Source organism: Actinacidiphila cocklensis, assembly GCF_907177275.1.
GTDB classification, from domain to species: Bacteria; Actinomycetota; Actinomycetes; order Streptomycetales; family Streptomycetaceae; genus Actinacidiphila; species Actinacidiphila cocklensis.
In genome coordinates this window covers 90,219-102,854 of sequence record NZ_CAJSLV010000070.1, presented here as the reverse complement: position 1 = coordinate 102,854, position 12,636 = coordinate 90,219, and the positions used below count along the sequence as shown (strand labels likewise).

General features: G+C 73.7%; 12 protein-coding genes. 5 read left to right on the top strand and 7 right to left on the bottom strand.

Annotation, left to right across the window (positions count from 1 at the left end):
* Window positions 1-33 precede the first annotated feature (33 nt).
* From hydA to NFU81_RS25550, 3 genes are read right to left on the bottom strand one after another with little or no spacing between them, the layout of a single operon-like run.
* Window positions 34-1,440, bottom strand: a complete 1,407-nt coding sequence (gene hydA / locus NFU81_RS25560) for a dihydropyrimidinase (RefSeq protein ID WP_251494107.1) — start codon at window positions 1,438-1,440, stop codon at window positions 34-36.
* Window positions 1,437-2,792: an aspartate aminotransferase family protein gene (locus NFU81_RS25555; RefSeq protein WP_251494104.1), complete on the bottom strand. Its 1,356-nt coding sequence runs from the start codon at window positions 2,790-2,792 to the stop codon at window positions 1,437-1,439. The genes hydA and NFU81_RS25555 overlap by 4 nt, the downstream gene beginning before the upstream one ends.
* Before the next feature lie 4 nt (window positions 2,793-2,796).
* Complete coding sequence (locus NFU81_RS25550; protein ID WP_251494102.1) at window positions 2,797-3,639, bottom strand: nitrilase-related carbon-nitrogen hydrolase; 843 nt, start codon at window positions 3,637-3,639, stop codon at window positions 2,797-2,799.
* A 350-nt stretch (window positions 3,640-3,989) separates the two neighbouring features.
* On the opposite strand from NFU81_RS25550, the gene NFU81_RS25545 reads away from it, so the two are divergent.
* Together NFU81_RS25545 and NFU81_RS25540 are read left to right on the top strand one after the other, a co-directional pair.
* Window positions 3,990-4,709, top strand: a complete 720-nt coding sequence (locus NFU81_RS25545; protein WP_251494100.1) for a hypothetical protein — start codon at window positions 3,990-3,992, stop codon at window positions 4,707-4,709.
* Window positions 4,710-4,747: 38 nt separating this feature from the next.
* A complete protein-coding gene (locus tag NFU81_RS25540; protein ID WP_251494097.1) occupies window positions 4,748-5,524 on the top strand; it encodes a bestrophin-like domain in 777 nt (258 codons plus the stop codon).
* A gap of 128 nt (window positions 5,525-5,652) precedes the next feature.
* Here NFU81_RS25540 and NFU81_RS25535 read toward each other — a convergent pair whose 3' ends face one another.
* Window positions 5,653-6,750 carry a hypothetical protein gene (locus tag NFU81_RS25535; protein WP_251494094.1) on the bottom strand — a complete coding sequence of 366 codons (1,098 nt, stop codon included), beginning with the start codon at window positions 6,748-6,750 and terminating at the stop codon, window positions 5,653-5,655.
* A 160-nt stretch (window positions 6,751-6,910) separates the two neighbouring features.
* On the opposite strand from NFU81_RS25535, the gene NFU81_RS25530 reads away from it, so the two are divergent.
* From NFU81_RS25530 to NFU81_RS25520, 3 genes are all read left to right on the top strand, one after another.
* Window positions 6,911-7,399, top strand: a complete 489-nt coding sequence (locus tag NFU81_RS25530; RefSeq protein ID WP_251494092.1) for a MarR family winged helix-turn-helix transcriptional regulator — start codon at window positions 6,911-6,913, stop codon at window positions 7,397-7,399.
* A complete protein-coding gene (locus NFU81_RS25525) occupies window positions 7,396-7,953 on the top strand; it encodes an isochorismatase family protein (RefSeq protein WP_251494089.1) in 558 nt (185 codons plus the stop codon). The genes NFU81_RS25530 and NFU81_RS25525 overlap by 4 nt, the downstream gene beginning before the upstream one ends.
* An 87-nt stretch (window positions 7,954-8,040) precedes the next feature.
* Entirely contained in the window at window positions 8,041-8,802 is a 762-nt protein-coding gene (locus NFU81_RS25520) for a hypothetical protein (RefSeq protein WP_251494086.1), read from the top strand.
* On the opposite strand, the gene NFU81_RS25515 is transcribed toward NFU81_RS25520, so the two are convergent.
* The 3 genes from NFU81_RS25515 to NFU81_RS25505 all read right to left on the bottom strand — a co-directional run bounded on the left by NFU81_RS25515 (window position 8,771) and on the right by NFU81_RS25505 (window position 12,602).
* Window positions 8,771-9,523, bottom strand: a complete 753-nt coding sequence (locus NFU81_RS25515; protein WP_251494083.1) for a ZIP family metal transporter — start codon at window positions 9,521-9,523, stop codon at window positions 8,771-8,773. The two genes, NFU81_RS25520 and NFU81_RS25515, sit on opposite strands and share 32 nt — an antisense overlap.
* 85 nt (window positions 9,524-9,608) lie before the next feature.
* Window positions 9,609-10,592, bottom strand: coding sequence for an SGNH/GDSL hydrolase family protein (locus tag NFU81_RS25510; protein WP_251494080.1), 984 nt, complete (start codon window positions 10,590-10,592; stop codon window positions 9,609-9,611).
* Window positions 10,593-10,763: 171 nt separating this feature from the next.
* Window positions 10,764-12,602, bottom strand: coding sequence for a transketolase (locus NFU81_RS25505; protein ID WP_251494560.1), 1,839 nt, complete (start codon window positions 12,600-12,602; stop codon window positions 10,764-10,766).
* Window positions 12,603-12,636: the final 34 nt, after the last annotated feature.

Here is a 12,636-nt window from a genome sequence, read left to right as displayed (position 1 = left end):
CTCCTTGGGTGACGGGTGGTCCAGCGGGATGGCTCACAGGTACTGGCAGATGCCGCGCGGGGTGTACTGCCCGTGTCCGGCCCGGCCGACGTAGGCCTGCCGTTCGATCACCGGGACGCCGCGCGACAGGACGGTCTCCACCCGGCCGGTGAGCCGGCGGCCCTCGTAGGCGGAGTAGTCGACGTTCATGTGGTGGGTGCTCGCGGAGACCGTCTGCTCGGCCTGCGGGTCGTAGACGACCACGTCGGCGTCCGCGCCGGGGGCGATGGTGCCCTTGCGCGGGTAGAGGCCGAACATCCGGGCGGGGGCGGCGCAGGCGATGTCGATCCAGCGGCGGCGGGTGATGTGGCCGTCGACCACGGCCTGGTGGAGCAGGTCCATCCGGTTCTCCACCCCCGGCATGCCGTTGGGGATCTTCGAGAAGTCGCCCCTGCCCATCTCCTTCTGCCCGGAGAAGCAGAACGGGCAGTGGTCGGTGGAGACCACCTGGAGGTCGTCGGTGCGCAGCCCGCGCCACAGCGCGGCCTGGTGCTCGCGCGGGCGCAGCGGCGTACTGCACACGTACTTGGCGCCCTCGAAGTCCGGCTCCGCCAGGTTGTCGGTGGACAGGAACAGGTACTGCGGGCAGGTCTCGCCGAAGACCGGCAGGCCCAGGTCGCGGGCCGCGGTCAGCTCCGCGACGGCCTGCTCGGCGGAGACGTGCACGACGTAGAGCGGGGACCCGGCGACCCGGGCGAGCTGGATGGCGCGGTGGGTGGCCTCGGCCTCCAGCAGCGCGTGCCGCACCTCGCCGTGGTAGCGGGGGTCGGTGCGCCCCGCGGCGAGCGCCTGCTGCACCAGGACGTCGATGGCGATGCCGTTCTCCGCGTGCATCATCACCAGGCCGCCGTTGCCCGAGGCGCGCTGCATGGCGCGCAGGATCTGCCCGTCGTCGCTGTAGAAGACGCCCGGGTAGGCCATGAACATCTTGAAGCTGGTGACGCCCTCCTCGACCAGGGTGTCCATCTCGGCGAGCGTCTTGTCGTTGACGTCGGCGACGATCATGTGGAAGCCGTAGTCGATCGCGCACTGGGCGTCGGCCTTGGCGTGCCAGGCGTCGAGTCCGGCCCGCAGCGAGGAGCCCATGCTTTGGATCGCGAAGTCCACGATGGTGGTGGTGCCGCCCCAGGCGGCGGCCCTGGTGCCGGTCTCGAAGGTGTCGGCTGCGGTGGTGCCGCCGAAGGGCATCTGCATGTGGGTGTGCGCGTCGACACCGCCGGGGATGACGTACTTCCCCGTCGCGTCGATGACGGTGCCCGCGGTCCAGCCGGCCGCGGTGTCGCTGTCGTGGGCGGCGAGCGCGGCGATCCTGCCGCCCTCGATCAGGACGTCGGCGTGCATCTCGTCGGCGGCGGTGACGACCAGGCCGCCGCGGATGACGGTACGGGTGCCGGTGCTCATACGGTGACGCCTCCCGTGGCCGTGCCGCTCGGGCTCTCCAGTGCGGTCTGCGCCGCCTTCAGCGCCGATTCGAGCGCGGCCGCGCCCTCCTCGGCCTCGGCGACGGTCAGCGACAGCGGCGGCGCGATCCGCAGCACGTTGCCGGCCCTGCCGCCCTTGCCGATCAGCAGGCCCTGCTCCCTGGCCGCTTCGAGGACCATGCCGGCGGCCTGCGCCGAGGGCTGGTCGGTGCCGGGTACGACGAGTTCGACGCCCAGCATCAGGCCGCGCCCGCGCACCTCGCGGACCACGCCGAGGCCGGCCCCGATGGCGTCGAGGCGGGACTTGAGCAGGCCGCCCACCCGGCGGGCGTTGCCCGGCAGGTCGTGGTCGATGAGGTAGCCCAGGTTGGCCAGTGCCGCCGCGGCGGTGACCGGGCTGCCGCCGAAGGTGGAGATCGAGTTGGCGGTCAGGCAGTTCATCACCTCGGCGCGGGCCACCACACCGCCCATCGACATGCCGTTGCCGATGCCCTTGGCGAAGGTGAGGATGTCGGGCGGCCCGGCCTTGCCGTGCGCCTGCCAGCCCCAGAAGTGCTCGCCGGTACGGCCCCAGCCGGTCTGCACCTCGTCGGTGATCCACAGGATGCCGTGCCGGTCGAGCACCTGCTTGAAGGCCGCGAACAGCCCGTCCGGCGGCAGGGTGAACCCGCCGACGCCCTGCACGGGTTCGGCGATCAGCGCGGCGACCGTGCCGCCCGCCTGCCCGAGCACGTCCTCCAGGTCGGCCACGCACGCGGCGATGAACTGCGCGTCCGACAGGTGCGCGTACGGCCCGCGGCTGCGCACCCCGCCGTGCACGTAGAGGGTCTGCAGCGGGGACAGGCTGGTCGGCGACCAGGCCGAGTTGCCGGTGATGCCGATCGCACTGAAGGACCGGCCGTGGTAGCTGTTGCGCAGCGCCAGGATCTGGTTGGAGCGGCGGTACGACGTCGCCAGCAGCAGCGCCGTGTCGTTGGCCTCGGTACCGGAGGTGGTGAAGAAGACCCGGGCGTCGGGGATGCCCGACAACCGGGCGATCCGCTCGGCCAACTCCACGGCCTGGCTGCTCAGATACAGCGTCGAGGAGTGCAGCAGCCGGCCGGCCTGCCCGGCGACCGCCGCGGCGACCTCGGGCAGCGCGTGCGCGGTCATCGTGGTGAGGATGCCGCCGAAGAAGTCCAGGTAGCGGTTGCCCTCGGCGTCCCACACGTGCCGGCCCTCGCCGTGCGTCAGCTCGATCGGCTGCGTGTAGTACGTGGCCAGCCACTCGGGCAGCACCTGGCGGTGCCTGGCGTACAGCGCCTCGTGCGCGCCTGCGGTCTCGGTCGCCATCGGCTCAGGCCTCCGTCAGGTCGCCGTAGGCGTCGGGCCTGCGGTCGCGGTAGAAGGCCCACTGGTTGCGGACCTCGTCGATCAGGCCGAAGTCCAGGTCCCGGACCAGCAGTTCCTCCTTCGCGTCGGAGGCGGTGCCGTCCACGAACTGCCCGCGCGGGTCGACGAAGTAGCTGGTGCCGTAGAAGTCGTTGGCGCCGTACTCCTCGCGGCCGACCCGGTTGATCGCGGCGACGAAGTACTCGTTGGCGACGGCGGCGGCCGGCTGCTCCAGCTGCCACAGGTACGCCGACAGGCCGCGGCTGGTGGCGCTGGGGTTGTACACGAGCTGGGCGCCCGCCAGGCCGAGCGCGCGCCAGCCCTCGGGGAAGTGCCGGTCGTAGCAGATGTAGACGCCGATCCGGCCGACCGCGGTGTCGAAGACCGGCCAGCCGAGGTTGCCGGGTTTGAAGTAGTACTTCTCCCAGAAGCCGTTCACCTGCGGGATGTGGTGCTTGCGGTACTTGCCGAGGTAGCTGCCGTCGGCGTCGATGACCGCGGCGGTGTTGAAGTAGACGCCCGGCTGCTCGATCTCGAAGACCGGCACGACCATCACCATGCCCGTCTCGCGGGCGAGTTCGCGCATTCGCTGTACCGTCGGCCCGTCCGGCACCGGTTCCGCCCAGCGGTAGTGCTCGGCCTCCTGCACCTGGCAGAAGTAGGGGGCGTTGAAGACCTCCTGGAAGCCGATCACCTTCGCACCCTGCGCGGCGGCGGCCCTGGCGTGTTCCTCATGCTTGGCGATCATCGTCTCGGTGTCGCCGGTCCAGGTCGCCTGGACCAGCGCGGCACGCACGACATTGCTCATGGCAGCAGCTCCTCTGACGCGACGTCACGCCGGTTCTACGCACGTAGATCCCCGCCGTCCGACGAACGTAAATCCCTCGCCCCACTCTGACAAGGCCCCCGCCGTTACCGCCTGACGTCACCCCTGTTTCGCGCGCGGCCGACCCATACGGCGCACTGCGACCGGCACGGTGGCTTGAAGCAGCTCACGGCGCCGGCGGGGGCGCGCGCGGCGTTCGAAGGACGCGCCCCGACGCGGCAGGACCGCGGCGGGCGGCCGAATCGAACGGCGGCCGGGGGCCGGGGAGCACTTCGCGCCATAGTCCGCCGTTCGGCTGAGCGGGTGGGATATGCGCATTTACCGTACTGATCGTGAAAGTCGTACGTCGTGCGCGGGCGGGGCTGGCCGCCGCCGTGCTGGCCGCGCCTGCGGTGGTGCTGCTCGCCGCACCCGCGCCGGCCGCGCCGCCCCCGGCTCCGGCGGCCTCGCGGTCCGGCGGGGTGGCGGTGGACATCGGCTGCGGCCGGGCGGGCGGCTGCGGGATCGCGGTGGCGGTGTGCGGCAGCGACGGGCATGTCACGGAGGTTCTGCGGCTGACCGCCCCGCTGCTGCTGCCGCAGGGGCGGGTGACGGTGCGGACGGGGGGTTCGTGCGGGGCTCCGGGGGCGCCGCCGGTGACTCCGCCCGCGACGCCTCCGGTGACGGAGGCGCCGACCACACCGGGGGCGCCTGCGGTGACTCCGCCCGCGACTGCGCCGGTCACGGGGACGTCGTCGGCTCCTGCGGTGCCCCCGGCGTCCGCCGGTCCCAGGGCGACAGCACCCGCGCCGGCCGAGGCAGCGGTTCGGACGCCGGGTGCGGCCCCCGCGGCGCCGGTCCCGTCCGCCTCCTCCCCCGCGCGGACGTCGCCGCGCCCGAGCCTGCCGGGCTCCGGCCCCACCGCCGGGTACGGGCCGCCGCCGCTCGCCGGCGAGCCGTACGGACAAGGTCCGGGCGACACCTCGCGCTGGTGGCTGATGACGATGGCGGTCGTCCTGCTGCCCGCGCTGCTCGCGGCCCTCCCGTACCGCCACATCCGGCGCCGGCACTGACGGCCGCCTGCCCCTCGCTCGCAACCCCTGGGAGTTCCATGTCCCCTTATCTCGTCTCCGTCGTGTCCACCCTCGGCGGGGCCGCCTTCGCCTTCTGCCTCGGCCGCTTCCTCGGAAGAGTCCGCGACACGGCGGACGGGGAGGTCGGCGGGCAGGCCCTGAGCCTCATCGGTGCGGTGCTGCTCAGCTCCTTCATCCTGCTGACCGGCTTCCAGGTGGCCGGCAGCTGGTCGGCGCTCAGCAGTGCGCGGGGCGGTACGTACGACGAGGCGCGTGCGCTGACCGATACGTACTGGGCCGCGGGCGGCCTCGCCACCGCGGACCGCACGGCCGTACGCGGGCTGCTGCGGCAGTACACCGTCGACGTGCGCACCGCGGAATTCCCCGAGCTTGCGCACGGGCGCACCAGTGCGGCGGCCTGGCTGGCGCTCGACCGGGTACGGGCCGCCGTCCGGGGGGCGGTCGCGATGAGGCCCGAGCAGCAGACGGCGAAGGCGGCCGCGCAGTCGGCGCTGGCGACCGTGTACGAGGCGCGTTCCGACCGCGCCGCCGCGGTCAAGGCGGGGATACCGCGGGTCGTCTGGCTGGCGATGGTCGTCGCCGGGGCCTTCCTGATCGCCTTCCCCGCGGTCCTCGGCGTCACGGCGACGGCGCGGCACCTCGTCGCGGTCTCCTTCGCGGGCGCCGCGGTCGCCTTCGCCATCGTCCTCGCGGCCCAGCTCAACCATCCCTTCCAGGAGCCGTTCGGCGTCAGCCGGGCGGCTTTCGTCTTCGCCGAAACCCGCTTCGACGAGATGGATGTGCCGCGGGCCTGAGGGGGGGGTGCCACTTGCTGTGGCGACGCTTGCCGGCCCCGCCGTCGTGGCTTTGCGGGCAGTTCCCCGCGCCCCTGGCGGAGCTGCCCCCTCGCGTCGCGATGCCTGCTGAGCGCACCCGTTGCGGGTCAGGGGCGGGTGAGGGCTGCTGCCAGGTCGCGGTGGCAGGGTGGGGAGACGCGGGCGGCTGCGGCCAGGAGGGCGGCGGTGAGGGCCGGGCGGGCGCGGGCCACCGCGGCTGCGGCGTCGGCGGTGCGGGCGCGGGCGACGGTTTCGAGGAGTTCGCCGGCCTCGGCGCCGAGTCCCGCGCCGTGCAGGAGGTCGGCGACCAGCGCCACATCTCCCGCCGCACGGGCCGCGACCTGGTGGAGGAGGGTCCGCGAGTCCTCGGCCCGCCCGTCCGCCGCAAGCGCGGCCACCGCCTCGGCGACCGCCTGCGGCGGGAGCGCCGCGATCTCCCAGAGCAGCGTCGCCACGTCCGCGGCCAGTCCGGTCCGCTCCAGCTCCCTTACGACGTACGGGATACGCTCCGCCGGCCCTTCCGCCGCCGCGCACAGCACGAGGTAGGCGGCACCGCTCTCCCCCGTCTGCCGGAGCCGGCCGAGCCTCGCTGCCTCCTGGCGCGCCTCCGCGACCCACCGCGGATCGACGACCGCGCGCGCGGGCTCCGCGGCCTGCTGGGGCGCCCCGGCGAACCGCGCGCCCCGCGGCGCGACCGGCCCCCCGGGCTCGGGCACGGGCGTAGCCGTCCCGCTCGGCGGCACGGGCCGCGCGCCCGGGAGCGTGGTGAGGCGGTCGTGGAGCTCCTTGCAGCGGGTGGTGGCGCGGGTCAGGTCGTCGCGGGTCCAGGACAGGGCCTGGGCGCGGGCGGGGGTGGAGTGGTGGGCGTAGGCGCGGGCGGCCTCGCGGGCGCGGGTCATGGCGGACTCGCGGGCCTCCTCGGCCGCGGCCAGCCGGGAGCTCAGCCGGACCTCCGCGCCCGGCTCCGCGTCCTCAGCCGCGAGCGCGGCGCGGTACAGCGCGTACGCCCGCCCCGCCTCGGCCGGGTCGACGTCCTCGACACCCGCGTTGACCGCGAGGTCGCGCAGCACGGTCCTGACCACGTCCCAGGGCGGTATCCCCCGCCCGGCCTCGGGGTCGCGGGCGGCGTACAGCCCGTACCAGCCGGGGCGTTCGCCTAGCGCCGCCACCAGGGACCGGAAGTAGTTCGCAAAGTCCGCCGTCACCAAACCCTCCTCCGCCGCGGGCCGGGCCCCCGTCCGTCCGGCATTCGACACCCGTTGCGTTACGGCGCTGCTACGGAATGTTTTCCGGCGGTGACAGGATCCGCCACCGACTCGACAGGCAAACTTGCAAGTTTTCCTGCCCGACTTCTACGGTGGGGGTATGCCGAGAGCCGACCGCGTACGCACCGCAGACGAGCTGACCACGCTGGTCGCCCAGCTGGGCCGGCGGCTGCGGGCGGCGTCCGCGGAGGCCGAGCTGACCCCCTCGCAGCAGTCGGTGATGGGCCGGCTGGGGCGGCAGGGTCCCGCGACAACGGCCACGCTCGCCCGCAGCGAGCTGGTCAGGCCGCAGTCGATGCGGATGACGCTGGCCGCCCTTGAGGAGCGCGGCCTCGTCGCCCGCACCCCGCACCCCACCGACGGCCGGCAGGTGGTCTTCTCGCTGACCGCCGCCGGCACGGAGCTGCTGGGCTCCGGCCGGGCGGCCCGCCGCGGCTGGCTGGCCGAGGCGATCGACACCCGGCTGACCCCGGACGAGCACCGCACCCTGGCTGCCGCCCTCCCGCTGCTCCACCGCCTGGTGGGCCACAGCGACCCGCAGCACGGCAATCCGCACCACAGTGACCCCACAGGAGATGTCCCGCAATGAGCGCCACCACCCTCGACCCCCGTACCGCGCTGGTCGTCATCGACCTCCAGAGCGGCATCGTCGCGCTGCCCACCGCCCACCCGGCCGACGAGGTCGTCGCCCGCAGCGCGCAGCTGGCCGCCGCCTTCCGCAAGGCGGGGCTGCCGGTGGTGCTGGTGAACGTCACCGGTGTGGCGCCCGGCCGTACCGACGGCGGCCCCGGCGGCGCCGTCACCTTCCCCGAGGGCTGGGCCGACCTGGTCGGCGAGCTGGACCGGCAGCCGTCGGACATCACCGTCTCGAAGCAGCAGTGGGGCGCCTTCTACGGCACCGGGCTCGACATGGAGCTGCGCCGCCGCGGGGTCACCCAGATCGTGCTGTGCGGGATCTCCACCAGCATCGGCGTGGAGTCCACCGCCCGTGACGCCTACGAGCACGGCTACCACGTCACGGTGGCCACCGACGCGGTGACCGACACCGACGCCGCCGCCCACGAGCGCTCCGTCGGGACGATCTTCCCGCGGCTCGGCGAGACGGGCAGCACCGCGGACATCCTGGGGCTGCTCCCGGCCTGACCGGGGCGTCGAGGCGCGGCACCGGGGCGGCCGGGCGCGGGCCGCACCGTAGTCGGCACCGCTCGAACACCGCTACGATGCCGCGCCATGAGCGACGACCTCCGCAATCTCGTCCTTGGCCTGGCCGCTGCCGCCGTCTGCGTGGCGCTCGGCTGGTTCGCCCGCAGCTATCTGTGGCGCCGCCGGCTGGAACGCAAGCAGCGCTTCTTCGGGCTGCCGAAGGACTCCGAGTGCCTGCTGGTGGTGCCGCGCGACCCGGGTTCGCGCGGCTGGAGCGTGGCGCGGCACGACGCCTTCGCGCTGCTGGAGCTGGCCGCGGTGATCAAGGAGTGCGGGGCGCACGCGGAGGTGCTCGCGCACGACACCGCCTGGCAGGGCTTCGGCGCACGCACCGAGTTCTGCATCGGCGGCCCGGCGGAGAACCTGCGGCTCGGGGCGCATCTGCGGTCGATGCTGCCGGGCGTCGAGATCAACGTCGATCCGGCTCCCGGTCCCGAGCAGGGCGCGATAACCGTCGGCGGCGAGACGTACAAGCTGGAGAAGGGCGCCGTCGAGTACGTCCTGCTGGCCCGGCTGGCGTCGGCCGGCGACACGGGCAACGACCGCCCGGTCTTCCTGTCATCGGGCCAGCGCGGTATCGCCAACCAGGCGGCCGTCCGGTATCTGGCCCGGCACCACGTGCGGCTGGCCCGCAAGCACGGGGTGGACTCGACCTTCTGCCTGCTGCTGCGGGTGGTGAACTCCCAGGCGTACGGCTCGGACGTGGTGGAGCTGGTGTCCGACGTCACCAAGCAGGCCGCCGCGACGTCCAAGAAGTTCAGTCAGCGAGACCGATCACCAGCCACATGATGCCGGTGCCGGCGACCGTGCACAGCAGCGTGGAGCTGGACGGGTGCGGGCTGTGCGCCTCCGGGAGGATGTCGGAGGTCGCCAGGTAGAGCAGGAAGCCTGCGAAGAACCCCAGGTAGAGGCCGAGCGCCCCGGACGGGATGGTGAAGGCCAGCGTGACGGCCGCACCGGCCACCGGGGCGATCGCGTCGGCGCCGAGCAGCAGTTGCGCCCGGCGCTGCCCGTTCCCGTACATCCGGGTGATCGTGTACGTGTTGAAGCCGTCGGCGAAGTCGTGGGCGACGACGGCGATGGCGACCACGATGCCGACGGTGCTGCCGGCCTGGAAGGCGGCGCCGATCGCGAAGCCGTCCATGACGCTGTGGCCGACCAGGGCCGCGGCCGCGGTGATGCCGATGCCCTTGACCGGGTCGTGGGCGTGCCCGTGGCCGTGCGCGTGCGGCGCGTACTCGCCCTCGTGGGCGCGGTGGATGGCCACCGAGCGCTCGATGATGTGCAGCGCGAGGAAGCCGGCGACGAACATCAGCAGGGCCGCGGGCACCCCGAAGACCACCCTCGGCTGGGTCTCCAGCGCCTCGGGCAGCAGATCGAAACCGACGACACCGAGCATCAGCCCGGCGGCGAGTCCGAGGACGAGGTGGCGGCGGTCCCCGATGTGCTGGGCGACGACTCCGCCGACGAGGGTCATCGCGAAGGCGCACGCGGCTATCAGGACCGGCATGAATCGATGATCCATGACGCCGCGCGCGCCCGCGACTCAGGGTCGCCTTACCTGCGAGGACTGGCTCGGGCCCCGCGGGGGCAGGTCAGCGGCGGCGGCCGGGGTCGCCGACCCGGGACGCCACGGCCTGCGCCATCACCTGCTCGCCCTTGGCGTTGGGGTGGGCGGGGGCGGCGGGCGAGGCGGGCGCCAGCGGCTCGATCCAGCGGTCGGCGGGCGCCTTGCACATGTCGTGGCCCACAGTCGGCCGGTAGGTGTCGACGTACTCGGCGCCGCCGAAGAGCGCCTCGATCCGCAGCATGGCGTTGAGCTGCTTCTCGGTGTCCCGCAGGTACGGGAAGTCGCCGGCCGCGAAGGGCACGGCGGGGAAGCAGCCGACGCCGTCGTCGGGGAGCAGGTCGGGGTAGCCGACCACGACGACCCGGGCGTGCGGGGCCCTGCGGTGGACGTCCCGCAGCACCTGGGCGACCTTCGGCGCGGTCTTGACGACGTTGACGGTGAGCTGGTCGATGCCGCTCGCCCGGTAGTGCTGCTCGCAGGGGCTGCCCGCGGGGTCGGTGACGCTCAGGCCCGCGCAGGTGGCGATGATCGAGCCGAAGCCGACGTCGTTACCGCCGATCTGCAGGGTGACCAGGGTGGTGTCCGCCTTGACGGCGTCCAGCTGCGGGCCGTTGGTGCCCTGCGCCTGCCACATCTGCGCGGTGGTGGCGCCGCCGCAGCTGACGTCGGTGAAGCTCGCGTACTGCCCGGCGGCGGCGACCAGCGACGGGTAGTTCTGGTTCGACCTGGCGCAGTTCGCGTCGACCTGGGTGGGTATCGCGGGTCCCGAGGTGTAGGAGTCGCCGAGCGCCACGTAGTGGACGGCCGGCCTGCCGTGCCCCGCGCCCTGCTGCCCGCCGGAGTGGGCGGCGGCCGGGGTGACGGCCGCCGCGGTCAGTGCGAGGGCGCCGCTCAGGGCCGCGGCGCCCAGTCCTACCGCCCTGCGCCGCAGCGGTGCGGTCCGCTGCGGCGCCGCCTCCTCCACGCCCGTGTCCGCGCTGCTGCTGCCCATGCCAAACCTGGCGGCCATGCGGCCCCTCCCCTGCGTCGACTCTGACGTCGATCAAGGCTCAGGGCAGCAGGGGTCGGTGTCAATGGGCGGGAGGCCGCCAAGCTACTCGGGCGTCACTTTCCTTTCGGGTACGGGTGTTCGAGGACGGCCGGCGCGGTACCGGGCGTACGCGCGCGGCTGCGGGGGGGCTCAGGTCGCGGCGAGCTTGCGGGCGGCGGCCGCGATGGCGGGGGCGCTGATGCCGGCCGCGTCGAGCTGCTGGGCGGGCGTCGCGGAGCCGGGCATGGTGTGGACGGCGAGCCGGGTGTGCCGGGGGGCGGGGTGGCCGTTGCCGAAGGACTCCATGACCGCGTCGGCGAGGCCGCCCTCGGGGTGGTGGTCCTCGACGATCACGAACCGCCCGGTCTCCTCGGCCGCCGTGCGCAGCGTCTGGGTGTCGACCGGCTTGACCGAGTACAGGTCGATGACCCGGGCGCGGACGCCGTCGGCGACCAGCTGGTCGGCGGCGGCGAGCGCCTGGTGGACGGTGACGCCGGCGCCGATCAGGGTGACCTGGTCGTCGGGGTGCGAGCGCAGCACCTTGCTGCCGCCGACCGGGAAGGCGTCGCCGGGGCCGTAGATCACCGGGCTTTCGCCGCGGGTGGCCCGCAGATAGCTGATGCCGGGGCGGTCGGCCATGGCGGTGACCAGCTGGACGGTCTGGTTGGCGTCGCAGGGGTAGAGCACGGTGGTGCCGTGGACGGCCCGCATCATCGCCAGGTCCTCCAGCGCCATCTGGGACGGGCCGTCCTCGCCGATCGCGACGCCCGCGTGGGTGCCGACCACGTTGATCGTGGAGCGGCTGATCGCGGCCATCCGCAGGAAGTCGTGGGCGCGGGTCAGGAAGGCCGCGAAGGTGCAGGCGTAGGCGGTCCAGCCGCGCACCCCGATGCCGACGGCCGCGGCGATCATCTGCTGCTCCGCGATGTAGCACTCGAAGTAGCGCTCGGCGTGGTCGGCGGCGAAGAGCTGGGCCTTGGTGGAGTCGCCGACCTCGCCGTCGAGGACCACGACGTCGTCGTGCAGCGAGCCGAGCGCGGCCAGCGTCTCGCCGAAGGCGGTGCGGGTGGCCACCGGGTCGCCGCCGGTGGCGTAGCGCGGCAGCGAGGTGTGCGGGTCGCCGCCGCCGCGGGCGGCCGGCTCGGCGTCCGGCGGCCGCTGGACCTCGACCCGCAGGTCGCGCAGGCCGCCGAGCTCGCGGATGGCCGCCGCCGGGTCGGACAGCGGCTTGCCGTGCTTGCCCTCCTTGTCCTCGACCTCGGTGGCGCCCTTGCCCTTGCGGGTACGGGCGATGATCGCGGTGGGGGCGCCGCGGGTGTTCTCTGCGGACGTCATGGCCTCGTCGATCGCGGCGATGTCGTGGCCGTCGATCTCCACGGTGTGCCAGCCGAAGGCGCGGATCCTGCGGGCGTAGGCGTCCAGATCCCAGCCGTGCCGGGTGGGGCCGCGCTGGCCGAGCCGGTTGACGTCGATGATCGCGGTGAGGTGGTCGAGGCCCTCGATGCCGGCGTGCTCGAAGGCCTCCCACAGCGAGCCCTCGGCCATCTCGCTGTCCCCGCACAGCACCCAGGTGCGGTACGGCAGGCGGTCGAGGCGGCTGCCGGCGAGGGCGACGCCGACGCCGATGGGCAGGCCCTGGCCCAGCGACCCGGTGGCCACGTCGACCCAGGGCAGCCGGGGGGTGGGGTGGCCCTCCATGCGACTGCCGAGTTTGCGGAAGGTCAGCAGCTCGTCGTCGGTGATGGCGCCGACCGCCTTGTAGGCGGAGTACAGCAGCGGGGACGCGTGTCCCTTGGAGAAGATCAGGTGGTCGTTGCCGGGGTTGTCGGGCCGGTCGAAGTCGTAGGACAGGTGCCGGGCGAGCAGGACGGCCATCAGGTCGGCGGCGGACATCGAGGACGTGGGGTGGCCTGAGCCGGCCGCCGCGGCCGCCCGGACGGAGTCCACTCGAAGCTGCTGCGCCAGCTCGGCGAGGTCGGTGTCGCTCATGAGGGGGGTGTGGGTGATCGTGTCGTTCATGGCA